Origin of the sequence: Marivivens marinus (assembly GCF_035969385.1) — a bacterium.
Lineage (GTDB): Bacteria > Pseudomonadota > Alphaproteobacteria > Rhodobacterales > Rhodobacteraceae > SELP01.
The window spans coordinates 175,634-194,529 of the sequence record NZ_JAYKKJ010000007.1 but is presented as its reverse complement, the minus strand read 5'-3'; the positions used below and the strand labels follow the sequence as shown (position 1 = coordinate 194,529).

Annotated in this window: 18 protein-coding genes and 2 tRNA genes; 12 read left to right on the top strand and 8 right to left on the bottom strand. The window is 62.7% G+C overall.

Annotation, left to right across the window (positions count from 1 at the left end; all coding sequences use genetic code 11):
• Positions 1 to 227, top strand: a 227-nt coding sequence (locus U3648_RS12595; RefSeq protein ID WP_420859581.1) for a hypothetical protein, incomplete at its 5' end; no start/stop codon positions are given.
• A gap of 9 nt (positions 228 to 236) precedes the next feature.
• On the opposite strand, the gene U3648_RS12590 is transcribed toward U3648_RS12595, so the two are convergent.
• Positions 237 to 326: transfer RNA gene (locus U3648_RS12590), tRNA-Ser, on the bottom strand.
• Positions 327 to 546: 220 nt separating this feature from the next.
• On the opposite strand from U3648_RS12590, the gene U3648_RS12585 reads away from it, so the two are divergent.
• The 7 genes from U3648_RS12585 to U3648_RS12555 are packed head-to-tail and all read left to right on the top strand — an operon-like array spanning position 547 to position 6,978.
• Positions 547 to 1,416, top strand: a complete 870-nt coding sequence (locus U3648_RS12585) for an SPOR domain-containing protein (protein ID WP_420859580.1) — start codon at positions 547 to 549, stop codon at positions 1,414 to 1,416.
• Between the two features lie 37 nt (positions 1,417 to 1,453).
• Positions 1,454 to 2,647, top strand: a complete 1,194-nt coding sequence (locus U3648_RS12580; RefSeq protein ID WP_420859579.1) for a D-alanyl-D-alanine carboxypeptidase family protein — start codon at positions 1,454 to 1,456, stop codon at positions 2,645 to 2,647.
• Entirely contained in the window at positions 2,644 to 3,279 is a 636-nt protein-coding gene (tmk, locus tag U3648_RS12575; protein WP_420859578.1) for a dTMP kinase, read from the top strand. Before U3648_RS12580 ends, tmk begins: the two co-directional genes overlap by 4 nt.
• Positions 3,276 to 4,409, top strand: coding sequence for a DNA polymerase III subunit delta' (locus tag U3648_RS12570; protein WP_420859577.1), 1,134 nt, complete (start codon positions 3,276 to 3,278; stop codon positions 4,407 to 4,409). The genes tmk and U3648_RS12570 overlap by 4 nt, the downstream gene beginning before the upstream one ends.
• 9 nt (positions 4,410 to 4,418) lie before the next feature.
• The gene (locus tag U3648_RS12565; protein ID WP_420859576.1) at positions 4,419 to 5,222 is read left to right on the top strand and encodes a TatD family hydrolase; all 804 of its coding nucleotides are present in this window, start codon (positions 4,419 to 4,421) and stop codon (positions 5,220 to 5,222) included.
• The gene (locus U3648_RS12560) at positions 5,219 to 6,016 is read left to right on the top strand and encodes an MBL fold metallo-hydrolase (RefSeq protein ID WP_420859575.1); all 798 of its coding nucleotides are present in this window, start codon (positions 5,219 to 5,221) and stop codon (positions 6,014 to 6,016) included. Before U3648_RS12565 ends, U3648_RS12560 begins: the two co-directional genes overlap by 4 nt.
• Before the next feature lie 32 nt (positions 6,017 to 6,048).
• Positions 6,049 to 6,978, top strand: a complete 930-nt coding sequence (locus U3648_RS12555) for an AEC family transporter (RefSeq protein WP_420859574.1) — start codon at positions 6,049 to 6,051, stop codon at positions 6,976 to 6,978.
• Between the two features lie 51 nt (positions 6,979 to 7,029).
• Here the strand turns inward: U3648_RS12555 and U3648_RS12550 are convergent, their stop codons facing one another.
• From U3648_RS12550 to U3648_RS12525, 6 genes are all read right to left on the bottom strand, one after another.
• Positions 7,030 to 8,415 carry an ABC transporter permease gene (locus U3648_RS12550; RefSeq protein ID WP_420859573.1) on the bottom strand — a complete coding sequence of 462 codons (1,386 nt, stop codon included), beginning with the start codon at positions 8,413 to 8,415 and terminating at the stop codon, positions 7,030 to 7,032.
• 3 nt (positions 8,416 to 8,418) lie between these two features.
• Positions 8,419 to 10,086 carry an ABC transporter permease gene (locus U3648_RS12545; protein ID WP_420859572.1) on the bottom strand — a complete coding sequence of 556 codons (1,668 nt, stop codon included), beginning with the start codon at positions 10,084 to 10,086 and terminating at the stop codon, positions 8,419 to 8,421.
• 105 nt (positions 10,087 to 10,191) lie between these two features.
• Complete coding sequence (locus U3648_RS12540) at positions 10,192 to 11,304, bottom strand: extracellular solute-binding protein (protein WP_420859571.1); 1,113 nt, start codon at positions 11,302 to 11,304, stop codon at positions 10,192 to 10,194.
• A gap of 94 nt (positions 11,305 to 11,398) precedes the next feature.
• The gene (locus U3648_RS12535) at positions 11,399 to 12,499 is read right to left on the bottom strand and encodes an ABC transporter ATP-binding protein (RefSeq protein WP_420859570.1); all 1,101 of its coding nucleotides are present in this window, start codon (positions 12,497 to 12,499) and stop codon (positions 11,399 to 11,401) included.
• A gap of 328 nt (positions 12,500 to 12,827) precedes the next feature.
• A tRNA-Leu gene (locus U3648_RS12530) sits at positions 12,828 to 12,914 on the bottom strand.
• A gap of 68 nt (positions 12,915 to 12,982) precedes the next feature.
• Positions 12,983 to 13,474: a DUF2306 domain-containing protein gene (locus U3648_RS12525; protein WP_420859569.1), complete on the bottom strand. Its 492-nt coding sequence runs from the start codon at positions 13,472 to 13,474 to the stop codon at positions 12,983 to 12,985.
• Positions 13,475 to 13,574: 100 nt separating this feature from the next.
• Here U3648_RS12525 and U3648_RS12520 point away from each other — a divergent pair, with 100 nt between their 5' ends.
• From U3648_RS12520 to U3648_RS12510, 3 genes are all read left to right on the top strand, one after another.
• Positions 13,575 to 14,357: a LytTR family DNA-binding domain-containing protein gene (locus U3648_RS12520; protein WP_420859568.1), complete on the top strand. Its 783-nt coding sequence runs from the start codon at positions 13,575 to 13,577 to the stop codon at positions 14,355 to 14,357.
• Positions 14,358 to 14,361: 4 nt separating this feature from the next.
• Entirely contained in the window at positions 14,362 to 15,024 is a 663-nt protein-coding gene (lipB, locus tag U3648_RS12515; RefSeq protein WP_420859567.1) for a lipoyl(octanoyl) transferase LipB, read from the top strand.
• 124 nt (positions 15,025 to 15,148) lie between these two features.
• Positions 15,149 to 15,478, top strand: a complete 330-nt coding sequence (locus U3648_RS12510) for a hypothetical protein (protein ID WP_420859566.1) — start codon at positions 15,149 to 15,151, stop codon at positions 15,476 to 15,478.
• Here U3648_RS12510 and U3648_RS12505 read toward each other — a convergent pair.
• The gene (locus U3648_RS12505; RefSeq protein ID WP_420859565.1) at positions 15,475 to 16,692 is read right to left on the bottom strand and encodes an aminotransferase-like domain-containing protein; all 1,218 of its coding nucleotides are present in this window, start codon (positions 16,690 to 16,692) and stop codon (positions 15,475 to 15,477) included. The genes U3648_RS12510 and U3648_RS12505 overlap by 4 nt on opposite strands.
• A 387-nt stretch (positions 16,693 to 17,079) precedes the next feature.
• Between U3648_RS12505 and ctaD the strand changes: the two genes are divergently transcribed.
• Positions 17,080 to 18,753, top strand: coding sequence for a cytochrome c oxidase subunit I (gene ctaD, locus U3648_RS12500; protein ID WP_420859564.1), 1,674 nt, complete (start codon positions 17,080 to 17,082; stop codon positions 18,751 to 18,753).
• Positions 18,754 to 18,896 lie beyond the last annotated feature (143 nt).

Genomic DNA, 18,896 nt, shown 5'->3' with positions numbered 1-18,896 from the left:
CCCAGCCATCGCTGATCCTCCAATTTGCGGGACAAACTATCCCAGTTGGTGGACCACTTTCAGGGGGCTATTCCATCTTCACAAACACCTCGCGCCAACCTGAACAAAGGAGAAACAACCCGAACGGTCACGCCAAGGACCAATTCAACATCGACCAGAAAATGTGGGGCCACATTTGGGTCTGCCCCAGTCACGACATGCAAAACCGAAACCAATCAGTATCTTAAATGAAGTAATGGCGGAGGAGGTGGGATTCGAACCCACGGGACGCTTTCACGCCCAACGGTTTTCAAGACCGCCGCATTCGACCACTCTGCCACTCCTCCGGTCGTGGGCAGGCTTAAGGCGGTCCGGACGATTCTGAAAGACCTGCTGAAACAATGGCCGGGCCTGCATTTCTGTGGAAATCCGCCGAACCCGGGGGGAGACCACTTTCAATAGCCCCACAGGATCGCTATTCTTGCGCAAACCCGGGGTAGTGGGCATCCGGGGCGACAGACCGAACAAAATGCAATCGGCGGCGCACAGGCACAAGAGGGGCGACAGATGGCAGGCATGACCTTTGGCAAGACGCGGGCAGGACTGCTTGCGGCGGTTTCAATCGCGGCGCTTGGACTTACGGCTTGCGACGAAAACGGTGAGTTCAGCTTTGGCGCAGGCGCAAACCGCGATGCCGGTGAAAGCGCAGCGGCCGGGCAGGCCGTTCAATTGGTCGAACGCGATGTGGAAGCCCCCGATGTCTTTCAGGTGACCGATAGCGGCCTTTGGGACGGTCGTCCGTCGCTGGGTGGTGTCTGGGTGGCGCATCCGGACGTGTCCGACCCCGAACGCGTGATCATCCGCAACACCGAGAATGGAAAATTCGTGATCGGCGCCCTGTTCCGCCGCGAACGGGAACAACCCGGCCCGGCGCTTCAGGTGTCTTCGGACGCCGCTGCCGCCCTTGAAATGCTGGCCGGCGCCCCCGCCAGCCTGAACGTGACCGCCCTGCGCCGCGAAGAGGTTCCGGCCGAGGCCCCGCCCGCCGCCATCGCCGATTTCGACGAACCGGCGGAGATCGAAGCGACCACACTTGACCCGATCGCCAATGCCGCTGCCGCCATCGACGCAGCAGAGGGTGCCACTGAGACCGCCGTCGCGGCAACGCCCCCTGCCCCGCGTCCGACCGCCCCGGCCAGCAGCCTTGAAAAGCCCTTCATTCAGATCGGAATCTTCTCGGTCAAGGCCAACGCCGACCGCGCCGCGGATATGATGCGCGCCACGGGGATCGTCCCGACCGTGCTTGAGCAATCGAGCCAGGGTCGCACCTTCTGGCGGGTCATCGTCGGCCCGGCGGGCACCACCGCCGATCGCGCTGCCCTTCTGGAACAGGTGAAGGGCCAAGGGTTCACCGACGCCTATTTTGTGACCAACTGATCCCCGAACACCCAGGACCAAAGGACCAACCGACCCGATGCCGATCCGACAGACCGCCCGCCTGATCCTCGGAACGATCTTTGCCTTCATTCTGGCCATCGCCGCCCAGGCGCAGGATTTCGAAACCCCTGCCCGGGCGGCCTATGTCTATGACCAGACGACGGGTACGGTCCTGTTGGCAAAGAACGCGGATGAACCGCTGCCGCCAGCCTCCATGTCCAAATTGATGACGGTCTACATGGCGTTCGAGGCGATCGCGGACGGGCGGCTTCATGTTGACGACGAACTCACCGTTTCGCAGCACGCGATGAACTACACCGGGTCATCCATGTTCCTGCGGGCGGGCGAACGGGTTCGGGTCGAAGACCTGCTGCGCGGTATCATCGTCCTGTCCGGCAACGACGCCAGCGCGGTCATCGCCGAGGCCCTGTCCCCGGACGGAACCGAGGCTGGCTTTGCCCGGATGATGACCGAACGGGCCCGCCTGATGGGCATGACCAATTCCTCCTTCGCCAATTCCAACGGCTGGCCCGCCGCCGGGCACCGGATGTCAGTGCGCGACCTTGGCATTCTTGCCGACCGGCTGATCACCGATTTCCCGACCTTCTACCCCCTGTTTTCGGAACAGGAATTCCTGTTCGACGGACGGGTGCCCGCCAATACTCAGAACCGCAACCCGATCCTTGGGCTGGGGATCGGGGCAGACGGCCTCAAGACGGGCCACACCCAGGAGGCTGGCTATGGCCTCGTCGGCTCTGCCAAGCAGGGGGATCGGCGGGTCATCTTCGTCTTGACCGGGCTTGAAAGTACGGCGGCACGGGCGCAGGAATCCGAAAAGATCGTCAACTGGGCATTCCGCCAATTCGCACAGCATGACGTGGTCGAGGCAGGCACCGAACTGGCACAGGCCGATGTCTGGATGGGCGATGCGCCGACGGTCGGCCTGTCCGTGGCCGAGGATGTGTCGATCCTGCTGCCGATCCTGAACAACGACAGCGTCGAGGCGAGCCTTGAATTTCGCGGCCCGGTCGAGGCCCCGATTGCCGCCGGGCAGGAAATGGGCGAACTGGTCATCAGCCCGCCCGGCCTTCCGGAAACACGGGTAAAACTGGTCGCGACCCAGGACGTGGCCCGTGGCGGATTCGGGGTTCGGCTTCGCACCGCCGCCATTGTCTTGCTTCGTAAAGTCGCCCCCGAAGCCGCCCAGGTTCTGGAAGACGGCGCCGTATGAGGCAGGGGCTGGGCGGCACGGGACGGTTCATCACCTTCGAAGGGATCGACGGGTCCGGCAAGTCCACTCAGGCCCGGATGCTGGCCGAAAGGCTGCGGGCCGAGGGGCAGGACGTGCTGCTTACCCGTGAACCGGGTGGCAGCCCGGGGGCCGAGGAGATCCGGCAGCTTCTTCTGACTGGCGACCCGGACCGCTGGTCGGCCGAGGCCGAGATTCTGCTGTTCACCGCTGCTCGCCGCGACCATCTGGAAAAGACGATCCGCCCGGCGCTGGCTGCCGACCGGATCGTCATCTCTGACCGCTTCGCCGACAGCACCCGGGTCTATCAGGGCGCGACGCGGGGCGACCTGCGGGCGACGGTCGACAAGCTGCACAGCCTGATGATCGGGCGCGAGCCCGACCTGACCTTTATCATCGACATGGACCCGGAGACCGCGCTGAGCCGAGGGCTTGCCCGCGGATCGGGCGAAGACCGGTTCGAGGATTTCGGCCTGTCGTTTCAGGAAAACCTGCGGCACGGCTTTCTTGCGCTTGCCCATGCGGCCCCGGACCGCTGCGTCGTGATCGACGGCAACCGCCCGCCCGAGGCCGTCGCCGCAGAAGTCCTCGCCCAGTTCGAGGCCCGCGCATGACCGAAGACACCGCCCCCGAACCGGACCGCATTCCCGGTGCCCCGCATCCGCGCGAAACCCCCACCTTGTTCGGGCAGGACCGGGCGCAGGCAGATTTCCTTCAGGCCTATACCTCTGGCCGGCTTCACTCTGGCTGGCTGATCACCGGGCCGCGCGGCGTGGGCAAGGCAACGCTGGCGTGGAAAATCGCGACCTTTCTTCTATCCGAACCGGTAGAGGGGTCCGGCGGCGGCCTGTTCGGCGACGCGCCCCCTGCCCCGACCTCGCTGACCGTTTCCCCGGACCATCCCGATGCCCGGCTGGTGCAGTCGGGCGCCCATCCGCGCCTGTTCATCGTGCGCCGCCCGGTGGACGACAAGACCGGCAAGCTGAAGACCGAGATCACCATCGACCCGGTGCGCCGGTTGAAGAACTTCTTTCACATGTCAGCCGCCGACGGGGGCCGCCGCGTGGTGATCGTGGATAGCGCGGACGAACTGAACCGCAACGCCGCCAACGCGATCCTGAAGGAACTGGAAGAGCCGCCCGCCCGCACGACGCTTCTGCTGGTCGCGCATCAGCCGTCGCGCCTTCTGCCGACGATCCGGTCGCGCTGCCGCGAGTTGCGCCTGTCGGCGCTTGGGTCGGATGACATGGCCTCCGCGCTGCATCAGGCAGGTGTCGAGGTGGTCGAGACCGAGGCATTGGCGACCCTGTCGTCCGGCTCCGTAGGCGAGGCGATCCGCCTTGCCCAGCATGATGGGCTACAGCTTTACGCCTCGATCATCTCGCTTCTGGAAGGGATGCCGCGCATGGACCGCCCCGCCGCACTGGCCCTTGCCAACAGCTGCGCGGGGAAAGGGGCGGAGTTGCGGTTCGACATGGTTCTGGACCTGATGGACTTGTTCCTTGCCCGCGCCGCCCGCACCGGGCTCGTGGGCGAACCGCACAGTCAGGGTGCCCCGCACGAGGCCCGGCTGCTGGCCCGCCTGTCCCCCGGCCCGCATGCGGCCCGCCGCTGGGCCGAATTGCAGCAAGAGCTATCCGCTCGGGCGCGGCACGGACGGGCCGTCAACCTTGACCCTGCCTCTTTGATCCTAGATATGCTGTTCAGGATCGAAGAGACCGCGCGCGGCACCGCCGCCGCCTGAGGCAGGCGCATGAACACCCCCGAGATTACCGACAGCCACTGTCACCTTGATTTCCCCGATTTCAACGGCGAACTGCCCGAGATCATCGCGCGGGCAAAGGACGCCGGTGTGACCCGCATGGTCACCATCTGCACCCGGCTGCGCAACGCGCCGCAGGTGCGGGCCATTGCCGAGGCCCATGACCCGGTCTTCTGGGCCGGTGGAACCCACCCGATGAGCGCCGCCGAAGAGCCCATGGCGACGCTGGAAGAGCTGGTTGCGCTGGCCCGGCACCCGAAATTCGTGGGCATCGGTGAAAGCGGGCTGGATTACCACTACACCGCCGACAGCGCCGAGGTTCAGAAAGACAGCCTGCGGGTCCATATCGAAGCTGCCCAAGCCACCGGCCTGCCGCTGATCATCCACGCCCGCGCCGCCGACGACGACATGGCCCAGATCCTTCGCGAAGGGTTCCATCGGCAACCCTATTCCTGCGTGATGCATTGCTTCTCCTCCTCGGCCGATCTGGCCCGCGCGGCCATCGACCTTGGGTTCTACCTGTCGATGTCCGGCATCGCCGCCTTCCCCCGCAGTCAGGAGTTGCGCGACATCTTCGCCGCCGCCCCGGTGGACCGGATTCTGGTCGAAACCGACAGCCCCTACCTTGCGCCGCCGCCGCACCGGGGTCGGCGCAATGAACCCGCCTATTCGGCGCTGACCGCGCGGATCGGGGCGGATGTGTTCCATATGTCCTACGAAGATTTCGCCACCCAAACACAGGCCAATTTCGACCGGTTGTTCTGGAAGGCCGCCGAATGGCAGGCCGCCGCATGACGCTGACCTTTCGCATTCTGGGCTGCGGGTCGTCTGGCGGTGTGCCCCGGCTGGGCGGCATCTGGGGCGACTGCGACCCGACAAACCCCAAGAACGCCCGCAGCCGCTGTTCCGCCCTTGTCACCCGACAGGGGCCAGAGGGCATCACCCGCGTCCTGATCGACACCGCCCCCGACCTACGCCAGCAGCTTTTGGCGGCCGGGGTCGGCCATCTCGACGGGGTGGTCTATACCCATTCCCACGCCGACCACGTGCATGGAATCGACGACCTGCGGATGGTCGTTTTCAACATGAAGGAACGGCTTCAGGTCTGGGCCGACGGCGATACCTCGGACGCGCTTCTGTCGCGGTTCGGCTATGCCTTCGTTCAGCCCAAGGGGTCGCCCTATCCGCCGATCCTTGAACTCAACAGCCTTGACGGCCCGGTGACGATCACTGGCGCGGGCGGGCCGATCACCCTGTCACCGTTCCGGGTCAATCACGGGTCGATCGACGCGCTGGGGTTCCGGATTGGGCGGCTGGCCTATCTGCCCGACGTGGCCCAGATGACCGACGCGGCCTGGGAAGCGGTCACCGACGCGCAGATCTGGATCGTCGATGCGCTGCGCCGCCAGCCGCACCCGACCCATTCCCACCTTGACCAGACGCTGGAGTGGATCGCCCGCGCCGCGCCGGAACGGGGCATCCTGACAAACATGCATGTCGATCTGGACTACGAGACCGTCAGGGCCGAAACGCCCGCCCATATCGAACCGGCCTTCGATGGCATGGAAATCACCTTCGACGCTGATTGACCGTCAGCGCCAAGGGCCAAGGAGAGCCCATCATGGCCGCCCTGATTGACGTCATCCTTCCCGTTTTCATCGTGATCGGCTTTGGCTATCTTGCGGTCTGGAGGGGCTATATTTCCGATCAGGCCATCGACAGCCTGATGAAATTTGCCCAAGGCTTCGCGATCCCCGCCCTCTTGTTCCGCGCCATTTCGACCCTCGACCTTGGGCAGAACTTCGACATTGCACTATTGGGGGCCTTCTATGCCGGTGCGCTGTCGGGTTTTGCCGCAGGCCTTCTGGGCGCGCGCTACCTGTTCGGGCGCGACTGGGAGGACGCGGTGGCAATCGGCTTTGTCGGGCTGTTTTCCAACTCTGTCCTTCTGGGCCTGCCGATCACCGAACTGGCCTATGGGGCGGACGCACTGCAATCGAACTTTGCCATCATCGCGATCCACTCGCCGTTTTGCTACTTTGTCGGGATCACCGCGATGGAGATCATCCGCAACCGCGGCGGCCGCCTGTCGGCGCTGCCCGGCAAGGTGCTGCGGGCGATGTTCCGCAATGCGCTGGTGATCGGGATCGCACTGGGGTTTGCCGTGAACCTTGGCGGCATCCCCCTGCCCCATGTCTTCACCGAAGCGGTGGACCTGGTGGTCCGGGCGGGCCTGCCTGTCGCGCTGTTCGGACTGGGCGGTATCCTGTTCCGCTACCGGCCCGAAGGGGACATGCGGACGATCCTGTTCATCGTCGCTGTCTCGCTTCTGCTGCACCCGGCGGTGACGTGGGCATTGGTGCACCTGTTCGGGCTGGACACCGGTTCCGTTCGCTCGGCAGTAATCACTGCGGCCATGGCACCGGGGGTCAACGCCTATCTCTTTGCCAACATGTATGACCGGGCCAAGCGGGTCGCGGCATCGGCGGTGCTTGTCGGGACGGCAGGGACGATCCTGACCGGCACCTTCTGGCTGTCGATCCTGCCATGAAAAAGGCCCGCCGGTTAGGCGGGCCTGATCATTGTCTTGCCCCTGACGGGATCAGCTGGGCGACATGCCCCGCAGCCGTTCCGACCGGCGGCGCAGCAGTTCCACCATCGCCAACAGCAGGATCGAGATCGTCACGAGGATCGTTGCCGCGGCAAGGATTGTCGGGCTGATCTGTTCGCGCAGGCCGGTGAACATCTGCCACGGCAGGGTCTGCTGCTGGGCAGAGCCGACGAACAGCACCACGACCACTTCGTCGAACGAGGTGATGAAGGCGAACAGCCCGCCCGAAATCACACCGGGAAGGATCAGCGGCATTTGCACCCGGAAGAAGGTCGTCACCGGATCGGCCCCCATGTTCGCCGCCGCACGGGTCAGCGACCGATCAAATCCGACAAGCGTCGCCGTCACGGTGATGATCACGAAGGGAATGCCAAGCGCGGCGTGGGCCAGGATCACCTTGACGAAGCCGACAAACGACTGGTTCAGCCCCAGCGTCGCCTCAAGCCAGTTGCCCAGCGGCGCGTAGAAGAAGAACATGCCTGTGGCCGAAATGATCAGCGGCACGATCATCGGCGAGATCAGGATCGCCATGATCGCGCGGCGGCCGGGAACGTGGCTTTGCGACAGGCCGATGGCGGCCAGCGTTCCGAAGGACACCGACAGGAATGTCGCGATCGGTGCGATGATCAGCGAGTTCTTCAGCGGCGTCATCCATTCGGCCCCGCCGACACCCCACAGCTTGCCCACGACAAGTCCGATCACCGTCAGGCTCAGGATCGGCGCGACCCATCCCAGCACCTCGCGCGGGCCGGAAAGGACACGCAACACTACCGCCAGCGCGACCCCAGCCCCGAACCCAAGGATCAGGCCCAGCATCGGGTTGCCTTCGGTGCCAAAGAAGCTGCGATAGTGCTTCAGCGAATAGCCAGCCGGGTCGAAATTCAGCATCTCGGGCGTGAAGGTAAAGAAGTCCTGCGCGTTAAAGCTCAGCCACATGACCGGAACCAGCGGCGCGATCAGGAAGAAGAAGATCAACCCGCAGATCAGCAGAAAGGTATTGTCCCACAGCACCTGAAGCGAGGTCGCATAGATCGGGCTGCCGGCGCGGTAGTCGCCGCTATCGAGCCAATAGACGAACCAGCTGAGAATGGCGCCGATGATTGCGCCCCCAACAGCCCCGCCCGTCCCACCGATCACAAGACCGGCGATCAGGCAGGCCGCGATGGTGCCCAGCCGGCCATTGCGACGCGACAGCGGGGCCATGTGCAACACAGCCGCCAAGGCCGCGCCAAACACCGCACCGGCCAGCGCCCCGGTCCATGGGTTGCCAAAGACATTGCCGACGACAAAGCCGAACATTGCACCAAAGACTGCCGAAAGGGGGCCTGTGAAACTGGCCAGTTGCGGCCGACGGTTTTGAACGATCAGGTCAGACATGCCTCAGCCCCCCAGTTTCACGTTATCGATGCCCACGATCTTGTCGTAGAGCCAGTAGAGGATCAGAACCACCGCCAGCAGGATTGTGCCCAGCGCGGCCGCAAGGCCCCAGTTGAGCGAGCTGGAAATGTGATAGGCAATCCGGTTCGAGATGAAGACACCGTCGGTCCCGCCGACGATTTCGGGCGTGATGTAGTAGCCGATGGCGAGGATGAACACGAGGATCGACCCGGCCCCGATGCCCGGCACCGACTGCGGGAAATAAACCCGCCAGAAGGCCGTCCAGTTGGTCGCGCCAAGCGATTTGGCGGCGCGCAGATAGCTGGGCGGGATGGTTTTCATCACCGAGTAGAGCGGCAGGATCATGAACGGAAGCAGGATATGCGTCATCGCGATGATCGTGCCCGTCGAGTTGTTCATCAGGATCAGACGGTTCGCGTCATCCACGAAGCCCAGCCAGACCAGCAGGTCGTTGATCACCCCCTGTTGCTGCAGCAGCACCTTCCAGGCCGAGGTCCGCACCAGAAGCGAGGTCCAGAATGGCAGGAGGACAAGGATCATCAGGATGTTGGCGCTGCGCGCAGGCAAGTTGGCAAGGATCCACGCCACCGGATAACCCAACAAGATACAGCTGAGCGTGATGATAACGGACATCTTCAGCGTCCGAACGAACAGCTTCATATAGATCTGCTGGTTCTCTGGCCGGGCCTGAACCCCGTCAAAACCCAGTTCCATGTCGATCGAGTTGAGGAAATAACCCATGGTATAGTTCGGGCTATAGACCGAAATGGTCCGCCAATTGTCGACGCTCAGCCAATCCTCGTCCTCTGCCGCAAAGGCCTCGCGGAACGTAGTGGTGGGCATCGCGTCGATATTGGCGACAGCGGCCTGAAGTGCATCCGCACCGGGCCCGGAATAATTCGCAATCGCGGCAAGCGTTTCCGGATTGCGCATGTCGATGGCAAGCGCGCCATAGACGGCCTCCCACGGGTCTTCTTCAGCAACCACGTCTTCGTCGGCGATGGCGGTATAGATCGCCCAGTCGGAATAGGCCTTCGCGGTCCAGGGCAGCAGTTCTGCCACATCGCCCGACAGGCTAAACCCGATATCCCCGGCCATGCCCTCGCCAACCAGCGCGGCCCAAAGGTCGCGGCGTTCCTCAAGAACGGCTTCGCCACCGGTTCCAGACATCAGTTCGAACCAGAACGCGCCTTCCTTGAACCGCGCATCCGTATCTTCCAGCCAATCCTGGAAGGGTTCGCCGATGTCGTCCAGGTTCCGGCCAGTTGTGCGGAACAGCGACGAAATGCCGGTTTGTTCATAGTTTAGGCGGGTGCCGAGCTTGGTGTGCTCCTTGGCCTCGGCTGCTTTGAACAGGTCGATAAAGAGGTTCTGGAACACCGCATCATCCAAGGACTCGGCGGATTGGCCATCCCAATCCTCCAACGCCTCGACCGTCCCCGGCAGCGTATTGCCGACGATGTGGTCTTGAACCGACCGGAGCAGCATCTTGCCGATCGGAACGATGAAGGTGAGCATGATGAACAGCAAAAGCGGCGCGATCAGCATCAGGGCGCGGATCTTTTGACGCCGCAGCGCGCGGGCAAGGCTTTGCTTCAGCGGCCGTCCGTCCGCTGCCAGCATCGGGCCTGAATTGGTCGTATCTGTCATCGCGTCCCCGTTGGTCTTTGTTTTTGCCGATCGGATCTTTGAAAATGTCCAAACGAATAAAGGGGTGGAAGGGGCCGACGCGCGGCCCCTTCCGAAGTGTTGCCCTTACTGGGCCAGCCAAGCCTGGAACTTGGCGTCGATGTCGTCACGGTAGTCAGCCCAGAACTCGTAGTTGTACAGGAACGTGTTCGCGGCGTTGTTCGGATCAGTCGGCATGTGCGGAGCCATGTCGATGCCGAGGGTCTCGTGCTGGCCAACCAGCGGAGCCGAGGACAGACGTGCCGGGCCGTAGGAGATGTACTTGGCCTGATCCGCCAGACGCTGGGTGTCGGTGGCGAAGTAGACGAAGTCCAGGGCGCGGGCTTCACGCTCGGGCGACAGACCGGTCGGGATGATCCAGCCGTCAAGGTCGAACACCTGCGCGTCCCACATCATGCCGATCGGCTGGTTCTGTTCGACGATCGCCGAGAACAGACGGCCGTTGTAGGTCGACCCGATGAAGACTTCGCCGTCAGCCAGAAGCTGCGGGGTGTCGGCACCGGCGGACCACCAGATCACGCTGTCCTTGATGGTGTCGAGCTTGGCAAGCGCCTGCTCCTGACCTTCTTCGGTGGCCAGAACGTCATAGACATCGGCCTTGGCCACACCGTCACACAGCAGCGCCCATTCCATGTTGTTGATCGGACGCTTTTCCAGCGACCGCATGCCCGGGTAGGTTTCAAGGTCGAAGACGTCACAGATGTCGTTCGGGGCCTCGACGCCGGCCGGAACCATGTCGGTGCGATAGCCGAAAGTGGTCGAATAGACGATCTGCGGGATGAAGCAGTCGCCGACCAGAAGGTCGCCGAAGTCATCGGAAGCAGAGGTGCCATCGGGCGCCGGGGCAAGCTGCTCGTCGGCGTCGATTTCCATGGCCAGGCCTTCGTCGCAAAGACGCAGAGCATCGGCGGCGACCACGTCAACCACGTCCCAGGTGATGTTGCCGGCTTCGTTCATCGCGCGCAGCTTGGCCACGGCCTCGGCCGAGGATTCGTCCCAGGTGATGGTCACGCCGGTGTCCGCCGAATAGGGGGTCGCATAGGCGTTGATCTGGGACTGCTGATAGGCGCCGCCCCAGCTGACCAGCGTCATGTCGCTGGCCATGTGGCCATCGGCAATGGCGCCACCGGCAGCAACGGTCAGGGCCGTCGAAGCAAGCAGAGTCTTGGTGAGTTTCATACTATTCTCCCGTGTTATAACCCGGTTTCATCGTTTCAGGTGACCGCCCTCCGGGCGGGGGTCGGCCACTCCGTTCGCACGTGCGAAACGCCGATCAGGCGTCCAGCGCGCGGCAATCTTCCGGAAGCCAGCCGATTTCGATCTGGGTGCCCGGCTGCAGACGCACCTGATCGGGCGCGTTGCGTGTCTTGATGATGAAGTCTTCCGAACCGGCAACCCGCAGGCGGGTCCGGAAAATATCGCCCATGTAGATGAACTCCAGAACCTCGGCCTGAAGCGTATGGGCGTCCTTGTGCAGACGCTTCTTGTCGATCTCGACCCGTTCGGGGCGGATCGACAGGGTGGTACGTTCGCCCACCTTGCTGACGTTGACAGGCTTGGCATCAATTTCGCCGCCGCCGTCCAACTCGACGACACAGCGGTCACCGCTGATCGATTTCACGACGCCCGATAGCGTGTTGTTTTCGCCAATGAACTGGGCAACGAAGCTGTTGTCCGGGCTTTCATAGAGCTGATCCGGCGGGGCCAGCTGCTGAATGACGCCATCGTTGAACACCGCAACGCGGTCCGACATGGTCAGCGCCTCGGTCTGGTCGTGCGTCACGTAGACCGTGGTGATCCCCAGTTCATGGGCAAGGCGGGTAATCTCGAACTGCATGTGTTCGCGCAGCTGTTTGTCCAGCGCACCCAGCGGTTCGTCCATCAAAACCAGTTCCGGTTCGAACACCAATGCGCGGGCAAGGGCGACACGCTGCTGCTGACCACCCGAAAGCTGGGCCGGACGACGGCCGCCAAAGGCACCCATCTGCACCATGTCCAGCGCGCGCTTGACCTTCTCTTCCCGCTCCGACTTGCCCATCTTGCGAACTTCGAGCGGGAAGGACAGGTTTTCGGCAATCGTCATGTGCGGGAACAGGGCGTAGTTCTGGAACACCATGCCGATCCCGCGCTTGTGCGGCGGAATGTCGTTGATCGATACACCATCCAACCGGATCGCCCCGTGCGTTGCCGTCTCGAACCCGGCCAGCATCATCAGGCAGGTGGTCTTGCCCGACCCTGACGGCCCAAGCATCGTCAGAAACTCGCCTTTGGGCATCGAAAGGTTGAGGTCTTTTACAACGAGTGTTTCGCCGTCGTAGCTCTTCTGCACGCGTTCAAATTCAACGAACGCGGCGTCCGTTCCAGATGTCGTCAAACCGACTCTCCCTGTCTTGCGGCAGCTTTTGCGCTGCGCTTTTGTCGGCCACCAGCAAAACAAACCCTGTTTTGTGATGCAACCGTCTTGCCGCTATCAGGCCTAATTTCCAAAAAAATGGCTGCATTTGCGGCGTATTCGGTCGGATTTGCGACGATTCGACTTTGAGAGGGGCGAAAACGGGAAAATGTCCCGCAACCGGCTGGGGATGTTAGCCCAAACATCCGTAGGCCGCCCAGAATCGGTCAAATCGCAGCCGCCACAGCCTGAAAATGCGAAAGGCACCCGCTCTGGGTGCCCTTTCAATCTCCTTCCGCTTGGGAAGGGTTGGTGCGGTCGAGAAGACTCGAACTTCCACTCCGGTTAAGGAACAGCGACCTCAACGCTGCGCGTCTACCAATTCCGCCACGACCGCACTTGCCATTGGCATGGTGGCGGCTCTCTAGCCGAAGCCCGGCCCCGCCACAAGAGCAAATTTGCGGGTCAGGCAATGCGGGTCGTCCGGCCGCGCCGACGCAGGAAATCTGCAACCAGCAGCGTCCCGCCCAGGCCGATCACGACCCACCCAAGGTGGTCATCTTCGCCAAAAAAGGTGCGGTTGGTGGTTCGGCCCGGCAGGAAATTGACCAGCCCGGCAATGACAAGACCGTACCAGTAGAGGCTGCGAAAGACCTCTCGGTGTGTGCGGATGTCACCTTGCACGGCGGCAGCGATCCCCCGGTAGATCGACCACAGCGCCAGGCAGGCAAGCAGGTGAATCGGGCTAAATGGGCCGATCAAGGGAAATGAATGGATCGCAAAAGAACTCATGGCCGCAACCGCCATTCCGGCGATCCAGACATATCCCGTCGTTTTGTGCAGCCGGTCCCTGCGTGGGCGGTAGATGACCCAGGGACCAAGGACAAGCGCGACAAAGGCGGCGGCAGCATGGATCTGGATTGCGGTCGGCGCGGACAGATAGGGTTCTGGGGACATGATGGCCTCTGGTCTTGGCATGGTTTCGTTGATGGCATAGGCCTGTCACCACAGGCTCTTGCCGCTCAACAGTCGATACGCAGGAAGGAACAGTAACTTCGTGACAAACCCCCGACCGCATTCCGCGCTTCGTGAATGGCGACGGCATTTCGGCCAGCCTGTAACGATCATCGTCATGCTGGCGGCTGCGATGGTCCTGACACTCGTCGGACCGTACGACACGGATGAACGGCTGCGGTTTGCGCCCAGGGCCGTCTATTGGGCAACGGTTGTCGCGACGACCTATTCCGTCGGGTTCATCCTGTCAGAGTTGATCCGCAACCGCTGGGGCAGAACGCTTTCCCACCTGTCGCTGATCCTGCTGACGGGATTGGCGACGGGGACCGGGGTCTCGATCTGCGTTATCGCGATCAACTACGCAGCCTTTGCCTATATCCCGTCCGCCGATGAACTGCCTGCGCTGATCGGAACGATTTTCCCGGTTGCGGTCGTCATCGCGGTTGTCTTCGATGTTCTTGCCACCCACCTTACGGGCGGTGAACATCCCGCCCATGATATTTCCACGCGCCCGCCTCTGCTCGACCGGCTTCCGTTGGACAAACGCGGCCGCATTCTGGCGCTATCGGTCGAAGACCACTATGTCCGCATTCAGACCGACCGCGGGCAGGAGGTCGTGTTGATGCGTCTTGGCGATGCCATCCGCGAAACCGGACAGCTTCCGGGCCTTCAGGTGCATCGGTCACATTGGGTTGCGATCGACGCCGTTGTCGCGGCCCGGCGCGAAGGCGACAGGGCGATCCTGACCTTGGCCAATCAGGCCGAGATACCGGTAAGCCGGCGTTATGTGCCGGAAATCAAGGAGGCGGGGCTGTTGCCCCGGTGACGACATGGTGGAATGGATCACTTCGACCGGATTGACCGATTACGATGCCGCGGTTGCCTTTATGGAGGCGCGCGCCGATGCCATTGCGAAGGGCACGGCAGATGAGGCGATCTGGCTGGTCGAACATCCCCCACTTTACACGGCCGGCACCTCGGCCAAACGTGAAGACCTGACCGACCCGGACCGGTTTCCGGTCTACGACAGCAAGCGCGGCGGACAATATACATACCACGGCCCCGGACAGCGGGTGGCCTATGTCATGCTGAACGTCGGCGAACGCGGCCGCGACGTGCGCTGTTTCGTGCGCGACCTCGAACATTGGGTCATCGCGGCGCTGGCTGAATTCAATGTAACCGGTCACATCCGCCCCGGCCGGGTCGGCGTCTGGGTTGAACGCCCCGAAAAGGGTCAGAACCCGGATGGGTCGGTGAAGGAAGACAAGATCGCCGCCATCGGTATCCGCCTGCGCAAATGGGTCAGCTTTCACGGCATTTCCATCAACGTCGAGCCGGATCTTGGCCATTTCGACGGGATCGTGCCTTGCGGCATTCGTGAACACGGGGTCACCAGCCTTGTAGACTTGGGCCTTCCGGTCAGCATGGACGACGTCGATGTTGCACTAAAAAAGACCTTTGAAACCGCGCTTACCCCCCGTTGCGCGGGCTAAAATCGACCCGAACCTAACTTTTGGATAGGTACGCCACATTTTTGCCACATTGTTTAACAACCCTTGCGAGTGTCGGCGCTGTAAACGCAACCGGCACAGAGAGGACGCAAGGAGCGAAAACACCATGCCGGCACGACGGTCCAGAACGACGAACCCGTTTCATTTTCGCAGACGCCAGATCCAGCTTGGCATTCTGGCCGAGGCGATCAACCGTGCCGCGCGTCTTCAAGCGGCGCATGGAACCGGCATTCAGACGCTCTGCCGTTGGCTTGACGAACCCTATGGCCGCGAGGTTCTTGAAATCTCGGCGCTTGGTCCGTTTGACCTTGCCCGCGAGTGTTGCGTCAACCTGATCCGGGTTCTGGCCAACGAAAACCGTGCCGTCGAAAGGTCGGAACTGGGTCGGCTTTTGCGGGATATGGAAGTGTTCCATTCGGCCAGTCGCGTCGCCTAGGTCCGCAACTGGCCCCGGATCAGCCGACCAAGGCGCGATATCCCCTCTTCGATCATTGCTTCATCCGCGCAGGAAAAGCTTAGCCGCAGGGTGTTGCCGTTGGACCCATCGGCAAAGAACGCGCGCCCCGGGACAAAGGCAACCCGTTCGGTTTCCAGCGACCGCGCCAACAGGTCCGCGCCGTCCAGCCCCACCGGCAGCGTCACCCAGATGAACATGCCCCCTTCGGGCCGGGTCCAGGTGACACCGTTGGGCATATGGCGGCCCAGCGCGTCCAGCATGTGGTCGCGGCGCGCGGAATAGACCGCCCGAAGGTTGGCGACGTGGTCTTTGAAACAGGACTGCGCAACCCGTTGGGTCGCAATCTGGTTCAGGGTCGCGGAATGCAGGTCCGCCGCCTGCTTCATCAACACAAGGCGCGAGATCACCGATTTTGCCCCGACAACCCAGCCCACCCGAAGCCCCGGCGAGAGGGATTTGGAAAACGACCCGCAATATAATGTGCGGCAGGCTTCCAGATCACCGGTCCGCTCCAGTTCCAGCGCAAGGATCGGCGGGACCGCCTCTCCGTCATAACGCAGGCTTTGATAGGCCGCGTCCTCGACGATGGCGATGTCCAGCGCCTCGGCCAGGTCCAGGACCGCCTCGCGCTGGCGCCGTGACAGGGTTTCGCCGGTGGGATTGGCAAAATCGACAGACAGATAGGCGAACTTGACCCGACCGCCCGCCGTCTCTGCCGCGGCGGCATAGTCGGCGGCGCCCCTGTTTCCACCGGGCACAAGCTGATCGAAGCGCGGTTCATAGGCGTTGAAGGCCCCCAGCGCGCCCAGATAGGTCGGCCAGCCCAGCAGCACGGTATCGCCCGGGTTGATCATCAGCTTGGCCAAATAGTCCAGCGCCTGCTGCGACCCGGAAGTGATCAGGATGTTGTCCGCGTCACAAGGCACGCCGATCCGGCCCATTTCGACCGCGATCCAGTCGCGCAGCGGGCGATAGCCTTCGGACACCGAATACTGCAGGGCCGCTCCGGCCCCCGGCCCGGACAGCACATCCGCCATCGCGTCAGAAAAGGCCGCGGTCGGGAAGAGTTTCGGGTCGGGGATGCCCCCGGCAAAGGAAATGATGTCCGGCTGGTCCAGAAGCTTCAGCAACTCGCGGATTTCCGAGGCTTTCATCCGCCCGGTCCGCCCCGCTAGAACATGATGCCAGTCCATGCCGTGCCCTCCTCGCACTGTCCACAGGCCAGACCATGCGTGGCGCGCGTATTTAGTCAATAGTCCTGACCTATTGTTTCAGAAAACCGCTCCCACAGCCTGAAATCGTGATCGAACGCTGGCCACCGGGGCAAACAGGCATTGAAACGCCGCGGGATGCCCCCCACCTGATCCAAATCAAGGTGCCGCACGGGTGTCTTGACCAGATTGGTGCCGTGATTCCTTTCGCCCCCGCCCCGCAGTGGACGGGGTGCGCCAATTTATCCCGACACATCGGGCGTTTCGAATATTGCCCCGCCCGCCCCTTCGCCTTAGAACCACTGCCAATGGTGGGGCGGAGTCTGACTCGGCCCCGCACTGGAATTGACGCCAATACGGGAGTGCCAAATGGCAGACGCAGCCGTTCACGGCCATGAACATCACGACGACCGGGGGTTCTTTACCCGGTGGTTCATGTCCACCAACCACAAGGATATCGGGATCCTCTACCTCTGGGTTGCCGGGGTTGTCGGGTTCATCTCGGTCGCCTTCACCGTCTACATGCGACTGGAGCTGATGGAGCCCGGCGTGCAGTACATGTGCGTCGAAGGCGCGCGGTTCATCGCTGACGCCAGCGCCGAATGTACGCCCAACGGGCACCTCTGGAACGTCATGACCACCTATCACGGTGTGCTGATGATGTTCTTCGTGGTTATTCCCGCCCTGTTCGGCGGCTTCGGCAACTACCTGATGCCGCTGCAGATTGGCGCGCCGGACATGGCGTTCCCGCGGATGAACAACCTGTCGTTCTGGATGTATGTGGCCGGTGTGTCGCTTGGCGTTGCGTCGCTTCTTGCGCCCGGTGGCAACGGTCAGGCCGGGTCGGGCGTGGGTTGGGTTCTTTATCCGCCGCTGTCGACGAACGAGGCCGGCATCTCCATGGACCTCGCGATCTTCGCCGTGCACGTTTCGGGTGCCTCGTCGATCCTCGGCGCGATCAACATGATCACCACCTTCCTGAACATGCGCGCCCCGGGGATGACCCTGCATAAGGTGCCGCTGTTCGCCTGGTCGATCTTCGTCACCGCATGGCTGATCCTTCTGTCGCTGCCGGTCCTGGCAGGCGCCATTACCATGCTGCTGATGGACCGCAACTTCGACACCACCTTCTTCGACCCCGCAGGTGGCGGCGACCCGATCCTGTACCAGCACATCCTGTGGTTCTTCGGTCACCCCGAGGTCTACATCATCATCGTGCCGGCCTTCGGGATCATCAGCCACGTCATCGCGACCTTCTCGAAGAAGCCGATCTTCGGCTACCTTCCGATGGTTTACGCCATGGTCGCCATTGGCGCGCTGGGCTTCGTCGTCTGGGCGCACCATATGTACACCGTCGGCATGTCCCTGACCCAGCAGTCCTACTTCATGCTGGCCACCATGGTTATCGCGGTGCCGACCGGTGTGAAGATCTTCAGCTGGATCGCCACCATGTGGGGCGGGTCGGTTGAATTCAAGACGCCGATGGTCTGGGCCTTCGGCTTCCTGTTCCTCTTCACCGTCGGTGGCGTGACCGGGATCGTCCTGAGCCAGGCTGGCGTCGACCGCGCCTATCACGACACCTACTATGTGGTTGCGCACTTCCACTACGTGATGTCGCTTGGCGCCGTGTTCGGCATCTTCGCCGGGATCTACTTCTACATGCCCAAGTTCTCGGGCCGGAAGTTCCCGGAATGGGCCGGCAAGCTGCACTTCTGGGCGATGTTCATCGGTGCCAACCTGACCTTCTTCCCGCAGCACTTCCTGGGCCGTCAGGGCATGCCGCGCCGCTACATCGACTACCCCGAGGCCTTTGCCTACTGGCACTATGTCTCGTCGATCGGCGCCTTCATCGCCTTTGCCTCGTTCCTGTTCTTCATCGTGATGCTGGCCGTCGTCCTGATGCGCCCCCGTAACGCGACCGAAAACAACCCGTGGAACGAATGGGCCGATACGCTGGAATGGACCCTGCCCTCGCCGCCGCCCGAACACACGTTCGAGCAGCTGCCGAAGCAGGAGGACTGGGACAAGGGCCACGCCCACTGATCCCGTCCCGATCTGACAGAAACGGCCCCGGAGACACCTCCGGGGCCGTTATCTTTTGGCAAGCAAGGGTGGGTTGCACCCCACCCTTCGACATCCCCACGGCCAGTGCATATTTCGTAAGGTGGGTCTTGACCCACCCTCCG

Coding starts and splice junctions, on each gene's coding strand:
- U3648_RS12585 (WP_420859580.1), top strand. CDS start 547: ATGGCAGGCATGACCTTTGGCAAGACGCGGGCAGGACTGCTTGCGGCG.
- U3648_RS12580 (WP_420859579.1), top strand. CDS start 1,454: ATGCCGATCCGACAGACCGCCCGCCTGATCCTCGGAACGATCTTTGCC.
- tmk (WP_420859578.1), top strand. CDS start 2,644: ATGAGGCAGGGGCTGGGCGGCACGGGACGGTTCATCACCTTCGAAGGG.
- U3648_RS12570 (WP_420859577.1), top strand. CDS start 3,276: ATGACCGAAGACACCGCCCCCGAACCGGACCGCATTCCCGGTGCCCCG.
- U3648_RS12565 (WP_420859576.1), top strand. CDS start 4,419: ATGAACACCCCCGAGATTACCGACAGCCACTGTCACCTTGATTTCCCC.
- U3648_RS12560 (WP_420859575.1), top strand. CDS start 5,219: ATGACGCTGACCTTTCGCATTCTGGGCTGCGGGTCGTCTGGCGGTGTG.
- U3648_RS12555 (WP_420859574.1), top strand. CDS start 6,049: ATGGCCGCCCTGATTGACGTCATCCTTCCCGTTTTCATCGTGATCGGC.
- U3648_RS12550 (WP_420859573.1), bottom strand. CDS start 8,415: ATGTCTGACCTGATCGTTCAAAACCGTCGGCCGCAACTGGCCAGTTTC.
- U3648_RS12545 (WP_420859572.1), bottom strand. CDS start 10,086: ATGACAGATACGACCAATTCAGGCCCGATGCTGGCAGCGGACGGACGG.
- U3648_RS12540 (WP_420859571.1), bottom strand. CDS start 11,304: ATGAAACTCACCAAGACTCTGCTTGCTTCGACGGCCCTGACCGTTGCT.
- U3648_RS12525 (WP_420859569.1), bottom strand. CDS start 13,474: ATGTCCCCAGAACCCTATCTGTCCGCGCCGACCGCAATCCAGATCCAT.
- lipB (WP_420859567.1), top strand. CDS start 14,362: ATGGTGGAATGGATCACTTCGACCGGATTGACCGATTACGATGCCGCG.
- U3648_RS12510 (WP_420859566.1), top strand. CDS start 15,149: ATGCCGGCACGACGGTCCAGAACGACGAACCCGTTTCATTTTCGCAGA.
- U3648_RS12505 (WP_420859565.1), bottom strand. CDS start 16,692: ATGGACTGGCATCATGTTCTAGCGGGGCGGACCGGGCGGATGAAAGCC.
- ctaD (WP_420859564.1), top strand. CDS start 17,080: ATGGCAGACGCAGCCGTTCACGGCCATGAACATCACGACGACCGGGGG.